The organism is Singulisphaera acidiphila DSM 18658, from assembly GCF_000242455.2.
Classification (GTDB): Bacteria; Planctomycetota; Planctomycetia; order Isosphaerales; family Isosphaeraceae; genus Singulisphaera; species Singulisphaera acidiphila.
The window spans coordinates 483,639-504,705 of the sequence record NC_019892.1; the positions used below are offsets into that span (position 1 = coordinate 483,639).

General features: G+C 61.9%; 14 protein-coding genes and 1 CRISPR repeat array (1 of these 15 running past the window's edge). Of the genes, 1 reads left to right on the forward strand and 13 read right to left on the reverse strand.

All coding sequences use genetic code 11. The annotated features are described in order from the left end of the window. A CRISPR array of direct repeats spans positions 1–4,037; the repeat unit is 36 nt; unit sequence GTGCTCAACGCCTTGCGGCATCACAGAGGTCGGCAC; it begins 9,516 nt to the left of the window's first position. Between the two features lie 257 nt (positions 4,038–4,294). The 12 genes from cas2 to SINAC_RS01840 all read right to left on the reverse strand — a co-directional run bounded on the left by cas2 (position 4,295) and on the right by SINAC_RS01840 (position 17,873). Then, complete coding sequence (gene cas2, locus SINAC_RS01785) at positions 4,295–4,594, reverse strand: CRISPR-associated endonuclease Cas2 (RefSeq protein ID WP_015243991.1); 300 nt, start codon at positions 4,592–4,594, stop codon at positions 4,295–4,297. Positions 4,595–4,649: 55 nt separating this feature from the next. Next, on the reverse strand, positions 4,650–6,305 hold the full coding sequence (locus SINAC_RS01790) for a type I-MYXAN CRISPR-associated endonuclease Cas4/Cas1 (protein ID WP_015243992.1): 1,656 nt from the start codon (positions 6,303–6,305) through the stop codon (positions 4,650–4,652). A gap of 105 nt (positions 6,306–6,410) precedes the next feature. After that, positions 6,411–7,040: a type I-MYXAN CRISPR-associated protein Cas5/Cmx5/DevS gene (gene cas5 / locus SINAC_RS01795; RefSeq protein WP_015243993.1), complete on the reverse strand. Its 630-nt coding sequence runs from the start codon at positions 7,038–7,040 to the stop codon at positions 6,411–6,413. 3 nt (positions 7,041–7,043) lie between these two features. After that, positions 7,044–7,985 (reverse strand): DevR family CRISPR-associated autoregulator, encoded by a 942-nt coding sequence (locus tag SINAC_RS01800; protein ID WP_015243994.1) that lies wholly within the window; start codon positions 7,983–7,985, stop codon positions 7,044–7,046. Positions 7,986–8,038: 53 nt separating this feature from the next. Then, positions 8,039–9,580 (reverse strand): type I-MYXAN CRISPR-associated Cas8a1/Cmx1, encoded by a 1,542-nt coding sequence (cas8a1, locus tag SINAC_RS01805; protein ID WP_015243995.1) that lies wholly within the window; start codon positions 9,578–9,580, stop codon positions 8,039–8,041. After that, positions 9,568–11,820: a CRISPR-associated helicase/endonuclease Cas3 gene (locus tag SINAC_RS01810; RefSeq protein ID WP_015243996.1), complete on the reverse strand. Its 2,253-nt coding sequence runs from the start codon at positions 11,818–11,820 to the stop codon at positions 9,568–9,570. Before SINAC_RS01810 ends, cas8a1 begins: the two co-directional genes overlap by 13 nt. Continuing rightward, on the reverse strand, positions 11,817–12,446 hold the full coding sequence (gene cas6 / locus SINAC_RS01815; protein ID WP_015243997.1) for a type I-MYXAN CRISPR-associated protein Cas6/Cmx6: 630 nt from the start codon (positions 12,444–12,446) through the stop codon (positions 11,817–11,819). Before cas6 ends, SINAC_RS01810 begins: the two co-directional genes overlap by 4 nt. Positions 12,447–12,459: 13 nt before the next feature. Beyond that, a complete protein-coding gene (locus tag SINAC_RS01820) occupies positions 12,460–13,521 on the reverse strand; it encodes a helix-turn-helix transcriptional regulator (RefSeq protein WP_015243998.1) in 1,062 nt (353 codons plus the stop codon). A 368-nt stretch (positions 13,522–13,889) separates the two neighbouring features. Further along, positions 13,890–14,654 (reverse strand): SDR family NAD(P)-dependent oxidoreductase, encoded by a 765-nt coding sequence (locus SINAC_RS01825; protein ID WP_015243999.1) that lies wholly within the window; start codon positions 14,652–14,654, stop codon positions 13,890–13,892. Positions 14,655–14,913: 259 nt separating this feature from the next. Next, positions 14,914–16,842, reverse strand: coding sequence for an exo-alpha-sialidase (locus SINAC_RS01830; RefSeq protein WP_015244001.1), 1,929 nt, complete (start codon positions 16,840–16,842; stop codon positions 14,914–14,916). Between the two features lie 312 nt (positions 16,843–17,154). Beyond that, positions 17,155–17,562, reverse strand: coding sequence for a type II toxin-antitoxin system VapC family toxin (locus tag SINAC_RS01835; protein WP_015244002.1), 408 nt, complete (start codon positions 17,560–17,562; stop codon positions 17,155–17,157). After that, positions 17,559–17,873, reverse strand: a complete 315-nt coding sequence (locus SINAC_RS01840) for a ribbon-helix-helix domain-containing protein (RefSeq protein WP_015244003.1) — start codon at positions 17,871–17,873, stop codon at positions 17,559–17,561. The genes SINAC_RS01835 and SINAC_RS01840 overlap by 4 nt, the downstream gene beginning before the upstream one ends. Positions 17,874–18,241: 368 nt before the next feature. Here SINAC_RS01840 and SINAC_RS01845 point away from each other — a divergent pair, with 368 nt between their 5' ends. After that, complete coding sequence (locus SINAC_RS01845) at positions 18,242–19,327, forward strand: NHL repeat-containing protein (protein ID WP_015244004.1); 1,086 nt, start codon at positions 18,242–18,244, stop codon at positions 19,325–19,327. A gap of 112 nt (positions 19,328–19,439) precedes the next feature. Here SINAC_RS01845 and SINAC_RS01850 read toward each other — a convergent pair whose 3' ends face one another. Beyond that, positions 19,440–20,912, reverse strand: a complete 1,473-nt coding sequence (locus tag SINAC_RS01850; RefSeq protein WP_015244005.1) for a DUF1501 domain-containing protein — start codon at positions 20,910–20,912, stop codon at positions 19,440–19,442. Positions 20,913–21,067: the final 155 nt, after the last annotated feature.

Below are 21,067 nucleotides of genomic sequence, written 5' to 3' on the forward strand. Positions count from 1 at the left end.
TTGCGGCATCACAGAGGTCGGCACGCGAGCGGCACCACGAGAGACCGGCAAAGTACGCGTTGTGCTCAACGCCTTGCGGCATCACAGAGGTCGGCACAAGGTTGAAAGGCGACTTCCACGCATACACTCGCCAGTGCTCAACGCCTTGCGGCATCACAGAGGTCGGCACGACGAGGGCCGCACTGAAGCTGAGAGAACCTATCGTGTGCTCAACGCCTTGCGGCATCACAGAGGTCGGCACCCTTCCAAACCCACAAAGGTTTCATGTTCTCGTAGTGCTCAACGCCTTGCGGCATCACAGAGGTCGGCACATTTGTTACCGGCAGAGTCCTTATGCTTCTTCATAGTGCTCAACGCCTTGCGGCATCACAGAGGTCGGCACCCAAGAGAGTTGTGGACTCGGCCACAGAAGCAAGTGCTCAACGCCTTGCGGCATCACAGAGGTCGGCACGATTTCCTCTTCGTCGTGGACTCTTTCAAGGCTAGCGTGCTCAACGCCTTGCGGCATCACAGAGGTCGGCACTCGTCACGACGGCGCGGGGCCTGGTTGGGTAGCTGTAGTGCTCAACGCCTTGCGGCATCACAGAGGTCGGCACTGCATGTCGTGGTCGGCCTGATGGTGCCGATCACGGAGTGCTCAACGCCTTGCGGCATCACAGAGGTCGGCACCACCCTCTCGGAGGACGGGGCGTCATCATTGAGTCAGTGCTCAACGCCTTGCGGCATCACAGAGGTCGGCACTCGATGCCGGTCAGACGGGTGTACTCCTGAGCGATGTGCTCAACGCCTTGCGGCATCACAGAGGTCGGCACAAACCGAAGGCCCCTCGATCGTCTTGCCTCGCTTGTGCTCAACGCCTTGCGGCATCACAGAGGTCGGCACGAAGGCCTGATCTGCGTCAATGCAGACGACCGCCCTGTGCTCAACGCCTTGCGGCATCACAGAGGTCGGCACCAGATTGCGCAGGGGAAAGCCACGGGAGTCATACCGTGCTCAACGCCTTGCGGCATCACAGAGGTCGGCACAGAGGAGTCTCCGATTAAGCATGTGATTCCTTCGGTGCTCAACGCCTTGCGGCATCACAGAGGTCGGCACCAAGCAATTCGACCGGATGATTCGCCGCCGGGTGATGTGCTCAACGCCTTGCGGCATCACAGAGGTCGGCACATCGCGGAACGCACCGTCGTGATCGACCGGACCGTGCTCAACGCCTTGCGGCATCACAGAGGTCGGCACCATAGCGGGACTCCACGCTGTTTGACAGTAAAATGTGCTCAACGCCTTGCGGCATCACAGAGGTCGGCACGATCCCGGGCGCATGGATGCAATGCCATGCCGCCGAATGTGCTCAACGCCTTGCGGCATCACAGAGGTCGGCACCCCTTCCCGCACGATCTCTTTCATCCGTGGCCCAAAGTGCTCAACGCCTTGCGGCATCACAGAGGTCGGCACACGGTCGAGTTCGACGCCAAGGGGGCTCTGGCTGGTGCTCAACGCCTTGCGGCATCACAGAGGTCGGCACGGCGATCGCAAAGCCGATGTCCCGCTGCCAGGCCGGTGCTCAACGCCTTGCGGCATCACAGAGGTCGGCACGATCATCACGGCCGAACAGCGGGCCGATCCGAAATTGTGCTCAACGCCTTGCGGCATCACAGAGGTCGGCACCCAGGCTGCCGACCGCGATCGGCAGAAAAAATTGAAGTGCTCAACGCCTTGCGGCATCACAGAGGTCGGCACAACGGCGACGGGGTGACTCCCTCGGTTCCAATCAAGTGCTCAACGCCTTGCGGCATCACAGAGGTCGGCACGTGAGACTATTGTCCCCGTACCCCACAGTGAGTGATGTGCTCAACGCCTTGCGGCATCACAGAGGTCGGCACCCGACCGAGCCGACGGCAACCGTGGTGTTGTGGGAGTGCTCAACGCCTTGCGGCATCACAGAGGTCGGCACACCACGGTGTAGCCCGCATCCCGGTAGGGGCGGCTCGTGCTCAACGCCTTGCGGCATCACAGAGGTCGGCACGGTAGGGATGGCCGTCTGGAGGGAGCGGCTCGAAAAGTGCTCAACGCCTTGCGGCATCACAGAGGTCGGCACACGTCTTCACGGTCGCCCCTCCCGGCTTTGCCGAGCAGTGCTCAACGCCTTGCGGCATCACAGAGGTCGGCACAAACCGAAGCATCAAGCGAAGGCTGTTCCGGCCGCGTGCTCAACGCCTTGCGGCATCACAGAGGTCGGCACGACGTTGACTGCGGCGAAGTCCTCGACGTGATGGCGTGCTCAACGCCTTGCGGCATCACAGAGGTCGGCACCACCACCGTCGCCTTTGACTTCAAATCAAAGAACTTGTGCTCAACGCCTTGCGGCATCACAGAGGTCGGCACGCCGATCAGCGAGCTGACGGGTAATCCTTGCGGGTTGTGCTCAACGCCTTGCGGCATCACAGAGGTCGGCACCGACTCGGGCGAACAGTGCACTCAGTGTGGCGGTTTGTGCTCAACGCCTTGCGGCATCACAGAGGTCGGCACATGGGCATCGACCTCAAGCGGTTCGTGGCCAATCCGTGCTCAACGCCTTGCGGCATCACAGAGGTCGGCACCTGACCTGGTTGGTTCCGGAGCCGTCCGCCAAATAGTGCTCAACGCCTTGCGGCATCACAGAGGTCGGCACAAGGAGTGTTCGACTCCGAGGAGAAAGCCACTGCCGGTGCTCAACGCCTTGCGGCATCACAGAGGTCGGCACTCCAGCGCGACCATCGCGGCGTTGGTCGGAGGCCCTCGTGCTCAACGCCTTGCGGCATCACAGAGGTCGGCACACCTCTTCGGTCTGTGGGATAACCCGATTGTCGCCAGTGCTCAACGCCTTGCGGCATCACAGAGGTCGGCACGCAACGTATCGTTCGCGGCCAGTTCGAAGTTCGTACGTGCTCAACGCCTTGCGGCATCACAGAGGTCGGCACGAGCTTGAGAGTCGAACCGTCGACGCCAACGATCTCCTGTGCTCAACGCCTTGCGGCATCACAGAGGTCGGCACGGCCAGGTCGGTCCCGAATCGTGAGCCGAAACGGCTGTGCTCAACGCCTTGCGGCATCACAGAGGTCGGCACCGCGTCTCCTGGAGCAGAGACTGAATCGCCTCGAGAAGTGCTCAACGCCTTGCGGCATCACAGAGGTCGGCACGCGAGGGCGACGAGCGGAGTGAGGTCGACTGACGGGTGCTCAACGCCTTGCGGCATCACAGAGGTCGGCACTGGCTCCCTTGCCGATCGCGTCCTGCATCAGCTTGAGTGCTCAACGCCTTGCGGCATCACAGAGGTCGGCACAAAGAACACCTTTCTCCCTCTGGCCGAGAAAGCCCCGAGTGCTCAACGCCTTGCGGCATCACAGAGGTCGGCACGACTCGGCTTCATGCGATTTCCTCTAACCCTCTCGTGCTCAACGCCTTGCGGCATCACAGAGGTCGGCACAATGCGTCGAGCTCGGCCCAAGCCTGGTCCCGCACGTGCTCAACGCCTTGCGGCATCACAGAGGTCGGCACGAACTTACTCCCGAGCAGCATCGTCGCGCACTGGAGTGCTCAACGCCTTGCGGCATCACAGAGGTCGGCACTCTGCGAGAGGCAGCGAGCCACGTACTCAGAGGAGCTGTGCTCAACGCCTTGCGGCATCACAGAGGTCGGCACACAAACCGGTCCGCGATCCGATCACCGCACTCGAGCAGTGCTCAACGCCTTGCGGCATCACAGAGGTCGGCACGCGGTCGATGCCGGCTCGATTGCCCTAGCCCTGGCGTGCTCAACGCCTTGCGGCATCACAGAGGTCGGCACTGCGAACACTTCGAGCCAGGAGAGGGTGGGTGGCGGGTGCTCAACGCCTTGCGGCATCACAGAGGTCGGCACTCTCAGTCTCTCGATTTCTATCGCGGCCCGCTTGGCGTGCTCAACGCCTTGCGGCATCACAGAGGTCGGCACAGGCCGGGGCCTCCTCGAGACCGAAAAGGCTTAATGTGCTCAACGCCTTGCGGCATCACAGAGGTCGGCACCGCTCGCTTGTAAACTGTTCGTATGATAGAGGATGCGGAGCACGTTTTCAAGCACGGGCTTGGAGAGTTGGGGGTGGCTTTGAAAACGGGATCCGACTCTGGGGAGAACGGTTTGCAAGTTGATAGGCGGTGCGGGGTTCGGGTGAATCATGGATCGTTCGTATTGCCAAAGAGCCCTATGTTGAAGAAGGGGAACGAGATCGGTCCATCGGCGGTGAGAACTCGGCACGACGGCCGGAGATGCTTGAATCAGGGAGTTAGATGATCCTGTGGGGTTCGGGGGAATCGGGCCAATCAGGGTGGTTCTGGGCGGAGTAGGTTGTCTCCATGCCTCCGACGCAGCGGGGGCAGAGTGGGATCAGCAGCACTTCGTCGTTCGGTTCGAGAACTTGGGTGAGCTCCCACCGAAGCCGGTGCATTTGGCTCGGGGTCATCCAGCAGCGGAAGACGGACTCCTGCATTCGCTGGCCTGAACCTTCAAGGACCTTGGCGGCGCGGCGGAGACGCGTCGGATCGTGAACATCGTAGCAGACCAGCCACCACTTCGCGTCATTCATTTCGGGCGGACTCCTTTCTTTCAGGGATGCTTTGATTCGTCCAGACCCAGACCGATCAACGGAGCCGCATTCGTGCGAAGAGGCCGGGCTCGCCGCTCCATTCCTTCTCCAGGAGCCGGGCTTCCAACTCCAGCGTTCGCACGTAGGAGAGGGAGTAGCCGATGACCGGATGCTTCCAGGTTTCGTCCAGCCGATCTTCGAAGAGTTGGATCGTCTTGCGCCGGCCGGTGTCGGAGAGCCAGGTCTTTCCCTTGGTGACGATGAAGTCGGCGTCGGGGTCCCACTGGTTCCGGTTCAGTGAGCCGATCAGGACCATGTCCCAGAGAGGGACGCGAAAGAGTTCCATCAGGTCGAGGACCAGAGGATAGGCGGCGCTCCTCGGGGTGTGAAAGAACCCGAGCGAGGGCTCTAGCCCGGCGGTGAGGATCGCCCGCATCACGGCCGTGTGGAGGAGGCCGTAGCCGAATCCGAGGAGGGCGTTGAAGCGATCGAGCGGGGGACGGCGGCTCCGGGTCGAGTAGCGGAGCAATTCGGGGACCGTCGGCGAGAGCAGCCGGTCCAGGCCTCGGAAGTAGCCGACGGCGGCCGAACCCTCGAAGCCACGGAGCGAGTCGCGATTGGGGGCCGATTCGAGCGAGGCCAGCGCCGAGCGAAGCGGGATCAGGTTGGGGAGCATCGCGTCGCGGGCCTGTTCGTCGCCGCGCGAGCCCCGGAGGAGGTAGCGATGCTGGCTCTCGATCTTGGCGCGGGCCAGGGATTTGGCCAATCGCAGGCAGGTCGCCTCGTCCGCCAGGGCGCGGTACTGTCTCAGCCGACGCTGAACCTGGCCGGCGCTGGCGGTCAGGCTGGCGGTGTGCCGCCCCGAGGTCGTCAGCCAGTGGACCGGGATCTCGCGGTCGACGCAGAGGTTCAGCGCCTGGGTCGTGACCTGGCAGTATCCATGCACGAGCAGCGAGTCGATTTCGCGGATCGCGTGCTTGGTGGGCGGGGCGCCGTCGGGCGGCTTGACGACGAGCGTCTCGCCACTCCGGCCGACCGATGTGCCCGGGAGGACGACGTGCAGGCTGGTGCCGTCGCGGTCCGGGGGGAAGAGTCGGGTTGGCTCGCGCTCGGGGTCGTCGGCTTGCCGGACCTCCTCGGGGAGACAGACAGGTGCCAGCGAGCAGCGGACGCAGAGCCGCTCGTTCTCCGCGACCGGCGGTCGCTCGGTCGTCTCGCGGAGCCGCCGCGCTGTGGCGACGGCCTCCTCCAGGTCGGCCCTCGCGTTCGCGTCGATCGGAACGCGGACGGTGACGTTCTCGGCGTGGTATCGGATGCGGCCCTCGGGGATGGCCTGCCCTGTCGCCGATTCGATCAGAACGGCGTAAGCGATGACCTGGAGCCGGTCGGACGGCCAGGCCATGGCCGTTTTGCCGTCACGGCGGGCGCGGCCGCGTTTGTGCTCGTAAGGGAGGAAAGAGCCGTCGCGCCGTCGCAACGCATCGACCTTGCCGACGAGCCCCAAGCCCGAGTCGGCCAGTTCGAGCTGGGTTCGCTCTCCCTCTTCGTCGGCTTCGAGCGATGCGTGGAGCTCGCGGCCGGCGTATACGGCGGCGCTGGCGACGCGGATCTCCTCGACTTCTTCGAGGTAGAATAGACGCTGGCAATAGGCCAGCGCGTGGAGGGACATCACGCGCAACGGGGGCGCGTGGTCGACCATGGGAAGAGTCATTATTGACTTCCTTTTGCTGTGTCGATCGATTTGTGGTTGAGGACCTCCGTCGAAAACCCGTTTTCCTTTTGAGGAAAACGGGTTTTCTCTCACGGGCGAGGGAGGTTAACTCAGGGGTTCGATGCGAGGCATTCGATCCCGGTTGGGAGCGGAAACGTCGGTTTCGACCAAGTCGCCGCTGACGTAGCGCGTTTTCGCCGATCCGACGTGGTCGACCCACACGGGCAAGGACAGCCGACCTCGATCATTCAACAGATAGGCTCGTGCCCTGTCGCCTGGGGCAACGGAAAGTCTCGTCACCTCATCGACCAGATGAGTGCTTTCGCCGAGCGAGAGGCCACCGAAACGGTTGATCCGCTCAGGGTGATCGAGCGCCGTGTGGACGCGGTCCTCCAAGGTCGGGCCGGTTCCAATCTCCTCGGTCGAGTCGAGCCAGATTGCCAGGCATACGTTGGTGAGTATTTCCTGATAGTCAGGACGTGTGTTGCCAGGCGAACCGAGAGGGAGTTTCTTGACTCGCCAAAGCGTGCGGAGCACGGCGCTTCGCTCGGGGCGGCCAAGCAATGCCGGGCAGACCCGCACGCCGACATGGCGACGGCGATCCTGTTCGCCGACGAGAGACAGCAGGAAGCCGTAGCAAGTGGCTGGCGGCGGCAGTTCTTCCGTCTCCCAGAACTCGCGGGCGAAACCTTTGCGGAAACAGGCGATGGGGACGGTGACCCTGAGGGCGATCATGGATCAACCCTCCCCGGCGGCGATCCGCTCGCAGACGAGACGCGCGGCGCTACGCACCCCGGGTTCCAGTGTCGCCCCCAGGGCCGCGACTTCCCTTGCTGTTGAGGTCTGGCTGAAGGCACCGGCGATGATCAACTCTTTGGCCGGCAGGTCGCCGGACTTGACTCTCGCCAGGAGGGTCGGCGCGTCGACGGTCGTTCCACCGCCCTCAAAGAGATAGAGGAGCCTTGGGGCCGGATCGTGAGTCACGCGGAAGACGATGCTCTCGGGGCTGAAGTCGTAGAGGAAACGCCCGTGGTTCCCGGCGACCTCTCCCAGCGAGCAGAGCGATTCAATGGCAACCGCTGCTCGCTCGGGCTTATGCAAGGCGCTGGGCGTCAGGGCGAAACCGTACTGGTAGCGCGTGGCATGAAGCTCGGTGCCGTAGGGAACGGGGTTGCTCCCCTTCTTCTGCGCCGAGGGCGTCGCGCCGGGGCTGGCCGCATTGAAAGTGACGTCGCCCCCGTAGGGCGAGAGTGAGATCGCGCGGGTGACTTCGAGGACGGCCCGGCGGACTTTGGTTGTGCCCTTGGCCCGGGGCTTCTTTTTCTCGTCGGGCTCCGGTGCGGTTTCGGGCCCGTTTTCTTCCTTGGCTGCGTCGGCGCTCATAAAACCAAGGATGTCATCGTCAATGAATGGTTTTCCGGTCTTACTCGCCCATGACTCAAAAATCGGGTCGGCCCAGACGTTCATTCGTAGGTCTTCATCCCATCGTCGATTCGTCGGCTCATGCTCCGCCAACCGGCGGCGGATAGCGAATCGAATTGCCTCGGCGCTGACCGAGGAATGGACTTTGCCGAACCAGAGTAATTTCTGAAGGGTCGTGATGTTTCCTTCGGTCTCCGCTCGGTTGTTGGCTGCTGTGCCGTGGTGGGTGACAACGGCTCCGTAAATGTGCAAACTCATCGATTCGATCCTCTCAGATTAGTGATGTGACCTGGAATCTGTTCGATCAGCGATTAGTCTTCGGTGTTATTACCAGCTACGGAGCCGACTTCTTTTGGTGCTGTCGCAGGCCGTTCATAGCTTGCCAGCGCCAGCAAGGCGAGATCGCGGGCGAGCCTCCAGCGATCCTCGTCACAGATCAGGGGTAAGACCTCACGCCACGAGGACTTCAAGACCGGATTGGAGCCTGAGCGGCTCCAGAGATCGGTCAGGGCTTTGCGGAAATCATCAGCGGTCTTGGCGCCGGCGAAGGCGAGCCGCCATCGCTGCATCTGGCGCTCCTTACGGTTATTGAAGACCGTCTGATTGCCGGTGACCTCTTCCCAGATCATGCCGAATCGCCGAAACATCGCCTCGTGGACGGAGCGGACGATGGCCTCTTCTCCTCGATCTTCCCAGTGATCGTTGACCATGGCCTGCAAGCCTTTCTTTTCGTACCCGAGTTGGCGGACTTTCTGAGCGTCGTCGGAACCGTCCGGCGACACGACCAAACGGCGGAAATCTTGATACCAGGGTCGGCCTTGAGCGAGGTTTTCCGCCACCAACGGCCGGACTACGCTCTCGGCCCAGAAGGGGACCGGTGCTTCTCCCTTCTTGGTTGGCTTTGCCAGGGCAATGCGAGCCTGGAGGGTGTGCATCGCGAGATCGAACCGCTCGAGGGCGGTCGTGTCGGGCTCGACCTCCTGTACGCTGGCTCGTGCTTTCTGCTTCTCGTTCCAAGACTTGGTGGCAAACAAGACCGCGAGACAGCGATCGGCCTTGAGTTTTTGCGCTCCCTCAATGAGATGCAACCGGACCTGAGCTTGGAGGGCGGCATCGGCGGGGCTGGCGATGCGGCAATCCGTGGCCGAATTGGGTGTCATAAGGCCGCGACGCCTGACGAAGAGATTCAAGTCCTCGACATCAGGAACGAGCAGTACGCCGGTCTTTCGGTCGATCGCGAGTGAAAGTGTTCCGATCAGAGCAAAATGGAGGGCGATTGCTAGGCCGGGCGGTTGCTCGATTGTGGTTGACGGAAACGCGACATGGCGTTGGACGAAACCGGGAGCAATCGTCCCACTGATGATCGCCTGCGGCTTCAACGTTCCCTTTGCCGTAACTAACTTCTCCCATTCGGATTGATGGGTATAGCCGGTGAGTTTCTGATGCTGAATTGTGATTGTCTGGCTATCGATTTCATAGCTTTTCAGGGCAAGCCCGTCGGATTTGCGATTTGGGCCGAACTGGAGAATCGTCAGGGACATCCCCTGCTGAAGCTCAGCCAATACCTCCAGTTTGGGTATCCCCGCGCCGTAGCTGCCAGGTAAGTGGATCAATCCGTTTTCATCGATTTGGAAGGCGAGTTCGTAGAGTCGCTTAAGGAAGGCCTTCGCTCCCTCAGGATTCGGCCATTTTAATTCGACCTGGCGATCGTCGATGGACCACTCGCCTGGCGGCCGTCGGTCGTCTTTGACTTTGCTGTCGATCCATTGGAGCGTGGTTGCCAGGCCGCCCAAACCCGCGCGATGTAACGGGCTCATCCCCGGCGCGAAAAGATCGATGCTTAAGGTTTCCATTTGGCCCCCTTCATTTCTTCATAAATAATCATGTCGTCGGGCGGAATTTTGCAGAAAGCGACCTCGTCCCACGCTCGCCAGTTGAGGCCCGTGCGTGGGGGAGGCATGGGAATGCGCACCTCCTCGGGGCGGCTCTGTTTGGATTCCACTGCAACTCGATCCCTTTGCAAGATCACGTCGATACCGGGTGAAGCGTCTCGAAGGTGTCTTGTTTCCGTGGCGAAGCCTCCGTCAAGCCAGGCAAAATGATTCGCCCGATCGGACGATGCAACGGGTTGAGCGATCCAGTGCGCAGCGAGATCAGCCTGTGAGAGTTCCTCGTTTCCAAGCAAGGCAAGCCATGCTCTTGCCTCTTGAAGTTGTTCTTGCGTGTAGGGGAGATGACTATTAGGTTCGATGATGATGAAAGGGCGGATCCCGTCGTTTCGGTCGGGCCTGGCGCGGCGATTCAAGCGGCCGAGCCGTTGGATCAGCGAAGGAATCGGGGCCAAGTGGGTGATGAGGAGGTCGGCGGACAGGTCGAGCGACATTTCCGCCACCTGGGTTGTGATGGCGAAGGCAGGAGTATTTTGGTTTGCAAATGCGCTGATGACGGCTTTGTGACGCTCAACTCGGTCGACATACCGGAACCGGCTGTGATAGAGCGTCGGTCCGAGTTTTTGGGCTCGAGGATGCTCAGCCAGACTCATTGCTTCGGCGACGGTGTTGACCACCCAGAGGACTTTCTTTCCTTTGGAGAGCACGTCTTCGACGCGGTCCCAGGGTGAGTCGCTATACTCTCGTCGATAACGTTTCAAAAGTTGCAGATCCTCCGGGCCATCGATGGGACCGCCAAGAGTTTCCCCGATTCCTTGGAGTGCCTCGCGGATCGCTTGCAAGCGGGGTTGGGGGAGGCTGGCCGTCATCAGAAGACACCGCACGCCTCGAACGTCTGTAAGGAAACGCACTAACGCGGAAAATAGGTTGTCGTCATACGAGTGAATTTCGTCAAAGACGAGAGCGGCCCCCGCGATCGACGGCCAGGCATAAATCGATCGCCGATGGTTCTGGACCAGGCCGAGGACTGTGTCGACCGTGCAACTCACCAGGGGAGTCGACCATTGCTCCAGGGCACCAGCGGAGTCTTCGCTGGCCTTTCCCTGGCGGTTCTTGGTGCCTGCTTCCCGTCCCGGTTCGTCATCGCCGAGTCCGAGGATTTTCATGTCAACCTCGGCACGCCCGTGGATCAGTTCGGCGTCGAGGGACGGATCGATCAGGTAATCGCGAAAACCTTCGGTTGCCGTTCCCGTTGTCGGGTAGCAGAAGAAAAGGCGTTTGCCGGGCGCTTGCTGGGCAGCCCAGAGATAGGCTGCCGAGGTTTTCCCGCTTCCGCAACCCGCCTGGACGAACACCACTCGATTGGTCGCTTCGGCGACTTGGATTTGAAACGGTCGCAGCTCGCCTCCTTTGAGACCTTTACCAACAACGGATTCCAATTGCTGAGGCTGAGGTAGGTTCAGAAACGCATCCGAGATCCACTTGTCCATCGGTTCCGAACCACGTCTCCCGATCGATCCGGCGACATCGGCGCAGATTAAGCATGCCTTGAGTACAGAGACATACTTTTTCTCGTCATCCGATGCTGTTTTAAAGAAAATTTCGGCGTCTTCCTGCGCATCCTCGAATTCCCGCAACGAACTGTTGATACTGATTAGCTTGAGCTTTCGATCAGAACCGAATCGAGGCGGCTCGGGCAGGGATAATTCGCGCGTACCGAGCGCCAAGGTGTCGTGGAAGTCGGGATGCGATAGATAGACGGTCATCTCGGGCTTGCAGTCCTTGGGAGGGGCAGATGGGGGGAACTTCCTGTGGTGCCCCGCGATTGCCCAGAGGACAAGCTCAACAGCTCGATTGTTGTCAATCACTGACTGCAACCATTCCCGAACCTCCGGTTGGCGGGCGATCAGGAAAGACACCGCCTCGTGGCGAAGTCCCTGGCCTCGGGTTGCCCTTCCGATGAGCATTTCCTGGAAATGGTCGTTGGCTTTGCCAAGGTCGTGAAGCAGCGCGGTGATTTTGATCTCGCGTCGAAAACGGTCCAGCCAATGTAAAGGGTCGAGGCCAACCGCGACCAATTGGGTGGCTCCCGTGACCTCGACGAGTCTTTTCCCCGACTTCATGACCAGTTCGGTATGCTCGCGGATGCTCTGGCGACTGCGTCCGAAGCCATCGCTTTTGGCGAGAAGAATAGACTTTGTCATATGGAATTCTCCGTGTGCGAAATCGGTAAGAAGACGCCACAACCCATTCGTCTACGCCCTCCTAACCCCTCTTCCTGAATGCTTATTGATTCCTCCGATTTAAGGCCATGGATACGGAGTGAGTAACCGATGACTTGCTTGTCCTTGACTCTTAACACGCGTCGCATTGGCTGACCGGTCCACGTAGCGCGGGCTGCGACCACGAGGCTCGGCTTACCAGCGATCTTCCGTTTCTCGAGCTGCCGACGAATGTTGGTTTCAAAGAGGGTCGGGTCAGTGATGCCGCGGAACGTCACCAAGCGAGATCCCAGGCTTGCGGCTGCGGTGAGACACTCGACACGAGGGATCCCGACTTGGAGGCGGTGGCTGACCAATTCGAGTTCCGTGCCGGCTACGGCGATATAAGGAGCAATTTCCTCCGAGGGTAGCCGGAGACGAATCCGGGAGGAGTCGATCAGGCTTAGGACGCCAGGTGCGGTTTGACGCCCTCGGATCGGATGGACACCAATCCTCGTATCGCCGTGAAGTTGCGGAACAACGCGGCAGAGAGCGGAAAATAAGCTGTAGCCATGATCCAATGGGATCGTGGTGCCGATGATGTTGAAACTGAGGTCAATGATTGGCATGCGATAGTCTCGATTAATGGAATTGCCCAGGAACCTCGTGGCGATCTTCCCCTCGAAAGGGGTGCTGACGCGACTCTGAGACGGATGTTGCGTAAGCTACTATCAGTGTCTGTAGTTCTTCGGCGATCTCTCGACGGAGCGACTCTGGCTCCAGGACGATCGCCTTTGCGCCGAAACTGAGAATCCACGACCTGATTTCATTGGTGCAGGAGAGGCGATACTCCGCCACGACGCTGCCATCACGCTGTTTGACGAGGCGTTCGGATTGATGCTTTTTGGTTTCCAGGACGTAACGCGCGACTTTAGGGGCGAAGCGGACCTTGATGAGGATGTCGTCATCGCCCTGATAGATGCCGAACGACGAGGCCATGTAGGTGGCGGGGTCGAAGTTTTGCGGGCGGGGGAAGGGGATGTTGGTTAACTCGACGTCCTCGATGCGGACGACTTTGTAGTGCTTGAGTTTGTCCTCTTGCGGGTCGAGCGCGATCAGGTAGAGGGCTCCTTTCTGGTCGAACAGGGTGAGCGGGTAGACGTCGCGGAAGGCGGGTTCGGTGGCCTGGGCGGACTGGTAGAGGATGTGGACAGCACGCTGGTCTTCGATGGCGGTCCTCAAGGTGTCGAGCCGTTCGCCCTGGGCCGAGTAATCAGCCGGCGCGAGGGTGGCGATGTGGTAGAAGTTCGTGAATCGCTCGAGGTACTCGAGTGCCATTTTGGGGAACATGGTGCGGATCTTGCGGAACGCTTGCCCGGCGGCGTCGCCGATGGGGGTGCCTGCCAAGGGGTCGAGGAGGCGGCGGCCGAGGTGGAGGGCGATGACCTCGTCCAGGTTCAGGGCCAGCGCGAGCGGGGGTTGGCTCTCGCTCGACACGATCTTCCAGGTCTTGCGGCCGAACTCGCCGACCGTTTCTTCCAGGGGGAAGCCGAGGCTGCGGAACAGTTCCAGGTCCCGGCGAATCGTCTTGGCGGCGACGCCTGACTCGGTGACCATCTCCTGGATGGTCAGGCCGAAGCGCTGAGCGGAGAGCGCTCGCAACAGGATCCATTGACGACGAAGAGCGGGTTCGTCTCGCATCATTTCGTGTCGCCCTCGCAATGGCTCAGGATTCGATCGATCCGAGAAGAGAGAACTCGCACGTGTGCCGATGTCAGTGTAGCCCACGGCTTGTGGATGATAGCGGGGTCACCGGCCAGGTCGTGTCCAACCTAACAAAAGAACAGTGGCGGGGCCGTGGTGTGGAGGGGGAGGCTTCGATTTGACGTGTGGATGAGAGGGGCACAGGCGGGCCGCCGGGGGGGGAAACCCCGGCGGCCGTCAGGAAGCTGATGCCGGAGAAGAGAAGAGAGATGCGAGGAGCACGACGCGATTTGCGCGGACGACTTGTCTCCCCGCTTGTCTGGGAGATTGCGCTCGCCTCAGTGGTGTCGAGATCGACTTTGCTTAGCTTAGGAGTGGGACTCCTGAAGGAGTAAGCCGCCGTCGACCAGGAGGGCTGAGCCGGTGATGTAGTCGGCGTCGTCCGACACGAGGAAGACGGCCGCCTTGCCGATGTCCTCGGGCTTGCCGAATCGGCCCCAAGGGAGGGCCGGGCCGGCCTCGCGCATGACGTCGGCACCGAACGCTTCGTGTTCGCCGGGGGTGTCGATCCAACCGGGTTCGATCAGGTTGACGTTGATCCGATACGGCATCAATTCGCCAGCGATAGTCAAGGCCATGTGGTTCAGCCCCGCCTTCCCCGCGTTGTAGGCGACGCTGCGCGGGAATGGGCGGCGGGCGTGGACGCTCGAGATGAAGACGATCTTCCCCCCCCCGCCCCGCTCGACCATGTGCTTCACGACGTGCTGGCTCATCGAGAACCCTCCCGCCAGGGTCCCTTGGATCACCTGCCGGAATGTTTCGGGCGAGTAGTTGAGGAAGTCGTCGCGACGGGAGTAGGCGGGGTTGCTAATCAAAATGTCGAGACGTCCCAAGGCTTCAATGGCTCGTTGGGTGATCCGGCCGCACGAGTCGTGGTCGAAGGCGTCCCCCTCGACCAGGACGGCCTGCCGCCCGAGGGCCTCGATCTCGGCCACGACGGCCTCGGCTTCGGGTGTGCGCTCGCGGTCGTTGACCACGATGTCGGCCCCTGCGCGGGCCAGTTCCAGGGCGCAGCCGCGACCAATTCCCCGGGCCGAACCTGTCACGATCGCCTTTTTTCCGGTCAGTTTCATGCCATTCCCCTTCGCGGTTGTTCTTTGAGACGAAGCCGTTTGGCTCGGAGTACCACGGCAAATGCACTTGAAGTGCCACGGGTTGTACTCAACTCGTGAGCCAAAAACCAGGGCGGAGTATGGACCCGGTCATCACGGAGACCGAGAGTTTGGCCCCGCCGGTCTGCAAAAGTCGGCCAAAGACGTGGGCCACCTGCGCTGGGGTTGACCCACGCCGCAATATCACCGGTTCCACGAGTGGCTCTCCGGATCAAGTTGGTCAGTTTGAGGCTGAGGGCTCGGAGAACCAGGCGATCGGGACCGACCGGAATCGCGACGAGATCCGCCCTGTCTTCGTGTCGCCCACATAATAAGTGAGCAGGGCTCGGCCACGGTCGAAGACGACGCTTGTGTAGGCGTAGACCTTGGTGGGGTCGTTTTCGAGGTTGCGGTGGAACGACCAGGTGCGTCCTTCGTCGGCCGAGAGCGCGGAGGTCAGAGGAGTTCGCACACTGCTGACTTTGCCGTCGCGCAGCGTGTTGTTCCAGATCAAGAGCAAGTTGCCCGTGGATGGGATCCGTCTCAGCGTGGCCGGTGACTCGGGGCCGGCGATCTCCCAGGACTTGGCCTCGCTCCAGCTTTCGCCTCCGTCGGTCGACTCGCTCACTGCGATGTGGTCGACCTTGGTGCGGATCTGCATCAGCAGGCGCCCGTCGGCCTGTTCGAGGACCTCGGGCTCCATGGCCCCTGGGCCCGGATAGTGGATCAGGCCCCTGCTCCGTTTCCAGGTTTCCCCTTGGTCGTCGGAGAAGTAGCAGGAGGAGGCGTACTTGGGGCTTTTGACGGCGTCCTCGGTCGTGGCGATCGGCACGAGGATTCGCCCCGTGGAGAGGACGGTGACGCGGTCGTTGTTCAAGACGTGGTAGCCTGGATCGGTGGTCACGAGCCGTGGTTCGCCAAACGTCTTCGCTTCGTCGTTGGAAATACGCAAGTAGACATCGAGGTCCGTTGGTGAGTTCTTCACGAGATAGAAGAGGCCAATCGGGCCGTCGAACGGGTTATTTGCCTTGAGCCGACGCAACGTGACGGACATCACGTTCTGCTGGCCGACGTTTTCCTGGAGCACGCGTCGCTCGCTCCAGGTCCGCCCTTGGTCGGTGGAATCGACCGCGATGATCCGAGCCTTGGCGAAATCCGACCCGCTCCCCTGGAACTCGGTCGTTGCGTAGATCAGGCTGCCGTCGCGCTGGACGAGGACCGATCCTTCGCTGTAGCGCGGGTTTTGGGCGGTGGCGGGGAAGACGTCGCGGCTGATGTCTTCCGTGGGTGAGCTCGGACTCGGTTTCGCCAGGACGAGTAAGGCCTGGGCGGCTCGGATCCGGACGTCGAGCACGGGGTCGTCGAGCAAGTGCAGGAGCGCGTCCTTGGCTGCAACGGCGCGGGCGTCCGGGGCGAACTCGGCCGCGTAGACCCGGACGTTGAAGTCGGGGTGGCCGAGGTTCCGGATGAGGGCCTTGAGGCCGTCCGCGTCGCCGAGGGACGCCAGCGCGTGTTCGAAATAAGCCTTGGTGAGCGGATCGCTGAACCGGGTCGCGCCGGCCCGCAGCGCCCTGAGATCGCTTGCCCCTCCCGTCCGGGCGAGGATCCATGCGGCGATTCGTGCGGTCTCGCCGTCGGGGTCGCTCACATACTTCCGCACCCGGTCGAGTGCCTCGCGGTTTCCCCCTCGCACGAGCGCGGCGGCCGTCATCATCACCAGCTTGGGCGGTTCGGCCCGCGTCAGGGTTTGGCGGAGCTTGACACCGTCGCCAACCTGCCAGATTTTGAAGAGGCTTTCACTTGCGTGGATGTGGCCATGAGGATTGGGGCTCGCCAGGATGTCGAGCAGAACCTGCACGTAGGAGAGGTCGCCGGCGCGTGCCAGCTCACGAGCCAGCCCGCACCGCTTCTGGTCGTCGGTCTCCTTGGGCAGCTTGGGGGCGAGCGCTGTTTGCACGTCTGCCCCATGCCCTGCCAGGGTGAGCGCCTCGGAGGCGTGCATCGACGGCCAGAACTCGTCCGACGCCAGGGCCCCCTTGAGTAGGCTCAGACAGCGTTCCTGGGTTGCTTCATCGAGCTCCAACCGAGGCGCCGGGGCGGCGGCATGCGTGATTCCTCCAAAAGCGATCGCCCAGCCCGCGAGGGCGATAAGCCGGATTGGATATGGCATTATATGGGCGTCCTTACTTGGTTTGGGGCGTGGGCGAAGCTTATCGTAAATCTCGCTCGCCTTACGGCGAGCGAAATATTTTGGCTCAACGGCCGTCGCTCAATGAGTGTTATATGGGCCGATGCGTGATGTTAAGATATGTATTCTTGTGAAGTAAGTGCATGAGGCCCATCGTGCTCGTGACGTGTACCCTGGTGAGCCCGGATCGCCATTGCTCGTCGAGATGGGCTTCCAGACCTTCGTGGTGGAGTGACTCATCGGCGGCCAGCGGGGTGCAAAGGGCGGAGATCACTGCGCCGGTCTTGCGACAGCTTAAAGCAGTCTGGTAAACCCTTCCTGAGTGAAATGGCCATCATGTGTCAGGACTTCGGTAATACCTTCCTGGCGCATCGCCGCCATCGAAATGCAGTCAGTCAGGCTGTATTCCTTGTCGGGGCGGGCCTTATACAAGGCCAAGCCGTCAAGGAACGTTTGATGGGATTGGGGCCGGACGATCACCTGTGGATTTGCCAGCGCTTTTTCGACCATCCGGGCGGCGACCTGCCGCAGGATGGGGCCGTGGCCGCTGTAGTGGGTGAGAAACTCGTCCAGTACTTCCTCCGTGGTAATCAAGGAAGCCTGGCCTAGCGAACCTGTTAGATTAATGACGTTGGAATGCCATTGATCTTTGGGGTTGGCGATGGCGATCCAATACACCGCATCGGCAAAGACACGTCTCATTGTGTCGGGGGCCGCTTCGGAGTGCCGTAGATGTAATGGTCGTGTTGTTCGGCACCATCGGCCGGCAGTTTGTTCCATTCCTCGTCGGGGACGTCGGCAGTAATCTCTGCGATTTCTTCCCAGATCGGCTTATGGGCCTGAGCGTTCTGCTCGCCTGTTCCCGCCGTTTCCGGCCGTAACGCGTTATGCTCGCCTTGCCGGAGCAAGAGCCGCACCGCTTCGGCAATCGCATCGTCCACGGACGCGAAATGCCCGCTATGGACTTCCGCCAGTATTGAGCGTTCCAAATTTTCGGGAAGGTGTATCGTCATAACCCATTCCTCCTTATGGCCTTCCACTCTATCAAGCCGGCCCGGTTTTGCCAAGCGGGATGCCCCGCCCTTGCGGGAAGGGGCGGCTTTGGGATCGGTGGCGGATGGCAGTGCAGAGACCGCATATGGCATGACCTCTTGGACTTGGTCCAGGGCCTCGGACGTGGTGGTCGAGGTCTTGTCCGAAAGTAGGAGATACGCGGAAAATCGAAATATCTGGTGAATTCGAATGGAATGTCTCCCCCAAGGATGATCCCGAGGTTGGCGTCACCCTCTTGACGGAGCGGGCGGCACCTGGCGGAATCGTCCGGAATGTCGCTGTTGTTGTCGCTTCGGTTCAGATCCGACCGATGAGGAGATACTCTTCGATGCGCATGTCTCTGTTCGCGTTGCTGGCGGTGTGCGGGCTCGCCGGGGCTGACGACCCAGGTCAAGGCGGGCGGCTTGTGCTTGTTGCCGGGGGAGGAACCGGAAGCGACGGCGCTCCGGCCGATCAGGTCAAGCTGACCAATCCGTTTGGCGTCGGGTTCGCACCCGATGGCACCATCATCTTCGTCGAAATGCTTGGAGAGCGCGTCCGTCGCATCGACAAGGACGGCCGCGTTCAGACCGTGGCGGGGACGGGCAAGAACGGGGACAGTGGCGACGGCGGTCCGGCAACGAAGGCTGAGTTCAACGGGATGCACAGCCTGGCCGTCATGAAGAATGGGGATATCCTCGTATCCGACACCTGGAACAATCGGGTCCGCAAGATCGACGCTCGCACGGGTGTGATCACGACAATCGCGGGGACCGGCAAGAAAGGGTTCTCGGGGGATGGCGGCCCTGCCACGGCGGCGGAGTTCGGCGGCATCTACTGCATCGCTCTCGACGAGCCTGGCCAGGCTCTCTACCTGGCCGACCTGGACAACCGGCGGATCCGGGCCGTCGACCTCAAGACGGGCCTCGTCTCCACCCTGGCGGGGAACGGCCACAAGGGGATCCCCCAGGATGGGGCCGATGCCCGCACTTCCCCGATGATCGACCCCAGGGCCGTGGCGACCGACGGCAAAGGGAACGTTTATATTCTCGACCGAGGGGGCAATGCCTTGCGGGTCGTCGATCGCTCAGGCAAGATCCGCACCTTGGTTGGCACGGGCGAAAAAGGGGCGTCGGGCGACGGCGGCCCCGGGCGGCAGGCGAAGCTGAACGGTCCCAAGCACCTCTGCGTCAACCCGCAAGGGGACGTCATCATTGCCGATACCGAGAACCATCGCATTCGCCTCTATCGCCCGTCCGAGGGGACGATTGAGAGTCTCGCCGGCACCGGCCGCAAGGGGACCGCGGGGGTCGGCAAGGCGCCGGCGGAGGCGGAATTCAACCAGCCCCACGGCGTGACTCTCGCCCCTGACGGCGTTCTCTTCATCTCCGATAGCAGCAACCATCGGATTCTCAAGCTTGTGCCAGGAAGCTGAGAGGATTTTGATTTGATGGTGGGTGATTCGCTCACCCACTCATTCTGGAAGTGTTCGACCCGGTCTTGCCGAGGGGGCACGGCCCGCCCGGCAAGACGGGCTTATTTGGGAGTTAGCTGGCCAGCAGTTTTTCGGAGACGATCCCCTCGTTGAGGGTGGCCCGTTCGGGGCGGCCCTTGTGGAGGAAGACGAGCTTGGTGTGGTCGACGCCCATCAGGGCGAGGATCGAGGCGTGCAGGTCGTGGACGTGGAGCCGGTCTTCGATGGCGTGGAGGCCGACCTCGTCGGTCGCGCCGATGGTTCGGCCCCCCTGGATCCCGCCGCCGGCCATCCACATCGTGAAGCCGTAAGGGTTGTGGTCGCGGCCGTCCCCCTGCTCCGACATCGGGGTGCGGCCGAACTCGCCCCCCCAGATGACGAGGGTTTCGTCGAGCAGCCCGCGCCGCTTGAGGTCCTTGAGCAGGGCGGCGACCGGCTGGTCCATCCCTTCGCAGAGCCCGCTGTGGTTCTGCTCGATGCCCGCGTGGGCGTCCCACTTTGAGCCGGCGCCATGGTAGAGCTGGACGAAGCGGACCCCACGCTCAACCAGGCGGCGGGCGAGCAGGCAGTTCTGGCCGAACACCTTGGTTTCCTTGCGGTCGAGCCCGTACAGGGTCTTCGTCTCTTCCGACTCGCGCGTCAGGTCGACTGCCTCGGGCGCCTCGGCCTGCATCCGGAAGGCCAGCTCATAGGCCCGGATTCGGGCGTCGAGCTCCGTCTGATCCTGTCGCTGGTCGGCGTGCCGCGCGTTGAGCCGGTGCAGGAACTCGACCTTGTCGCGCTGGCGCTCCGCGCTGATCTGTTTGGGAGTCGCCAGGTTCGGGATCACCTCGCTGGCCGCCCCGAGCCGGGTCCCCTGATAGGTGGCCGGCATGAACCCGGCGCCCCAGTTCCGGGGGCCGCCAGCGACCACGCTCCCAGGGTTGTCGAGCAGGACGACGTAGCCGGGAAGGTTCTGGTTCTCGCTGCCGAGCCCATAGCTGACCCAGCTTCCCAGGCTGGGCCGGCCGGCCAGGATCGACCCTGTGTTCATCTGGCAGACGCCACCGACGTGGTTCAGGCCGTTCGACCAGCAGGAGCGGATCACCGCGATGTCGTCCACGCATTCCGCCAGGTGCGGCAGCCAGTTGGAGACCCAGAGCCCGCTCTTACCGTGCTGCTTCCACTTCCGCTGTGAGGCGAGCAAGGGGGACCCTGCTTCCCCCATCGGGGTGATCACCGGCTTGAAGCTGGGCGGCAGCGGCTTTCCCGCCAGCTTGTTGAGCATCGGCTTGGGGTCGAACGTGTCGATATGGCTCGGCCCCCCCTCCATGAAGAGGAAGATGCAGCTCTTGACCCGGGACGGGATCGTGTACGAAGCGCCCCCGAGCAAGGCGTTCGACTCCCCTTTTTGGGGCGAGGCCCCCAGCGCCTGGCTGTTGCCGAGCAGGTGGGCGAGGGCCAGGGCACCGAAGCCTCCCCCGCCGCGAACAAGCATCTCGCGCCGGGAGAGCGGGGCCGCGATATGGGGTGTCGGCTGGAGTCCGTCGCGCCTCGGGTCGCTCATGGTCGGGCCTCGAATCGCCAAGGGGCGCAAGCCCTTGGGAAAGAAAACAAATAGGCAAATCCTGTAGGATGCAGTCCCGAAAGGGGCGACAGCCAGGGGCTTGACTCTTGCGGTTGCCTCTTCGGGATGACGTTGTGGACCTGCTTTTCCCGACT

Bases quoted from the DNA above. Each gene is read 5' to 3' on its own strand.
- cas2 (WP_015243991.1), bottom strand. From the start codon at position 4,594: ATGAATGACGCGAAGTGGTGGCTGGTCTGCTACGATGTTCACGATCCG.
- SINAC_RS01790 (WP_015243992.1), bottom strand. From the start codon at position 6,305: ATGACTCTTCCCATGGTCGACCACGCGCCCCCGTTGCGCGTGATGTCC.
- cas5 (WP_015243993.1), bottom strand. From the start codon at position 7,040: ATGATCGCCCTCAGGGTCACCGTCCCCATCGCCTGTTTCCGCAAAGGT.
- SINAC_RS01800 (WP_015243994.1), bottom strand. From the start codon at position 7,985: ATGAGTTTGCACATTTACGGAGCCGTTGTCACCCACCACGGCACAGCA.
- cas8a1 (WP_015243995.1), bottom strand. From the start codon at position 9,580: ATGGAAACCTTAAGCATCGATCTTTTCGCGCCGGGGATGAGCCCGTTA.
- SINAC_RS01810 (WP_015243996.1), bottom strand. From the start codon at position 11,820: ATGACAAAGTCTATTCTTCTCGCCAAAAGCGATGGCTTCGGACGCAGT.
- cas6 (WP_015243997.1), bottom strand. From the start codon at position 12,446: ATGCCAATCATTGACCTCAGTTTCAACATCATCGGCACCACGATCCCA.
- SINAC_RS01820 (WP_015243998.1), bottom strand. From the start codon at position 13,521: ATGATGCGAGACGAACCCGCTCTTCGTCGTCAATGGATCCTGTTGCGA.
- SINAC_RS01825 (WP_015243999.1), bottom strand. From the start codon at position 14,654: ATGAAACTGACCGGAAAAAAGGCGATCGTGACAGGTTCGGCCCGGGGA.
- SINAC_RS01830 (WP_015244001.1), bottom strand. From the start codon at position 16,842: ATGCCATATCCAATCCGGCTTATCGCCCTCGCGGGCTGGGCGATCGCT.
- SINAC_RS01835 (WP_015244002.1), bottom strand. From the start codon at position 17,562: ATGAGACGTGTCTTTGCCGATGCGGTGTATTGGATCGCCATCGCCAAC.
- SINAC_RS01840 (WP_015244003.1), bottom strand. From the start codon at position 17,873: ATGACGATACACCTTCCCGAAAATTTGGAACGCTCAATACTGGCGGAA.
- SINAC_RS01845 (WP_015244004.1), top strand. From the start codon at position 18,242: ATGCGCATGTCTCTGTTCGCGTTGCTGGCGGTGTGCGGGCTCGCCGGG.
- SINAC_RS01850 (WP_015244005.1), bottom strand. From the start codon at position 20,912: ATGAGCGACCCGAGGCGCGACGGACTCCAGCCGACACCCCATATCGCG.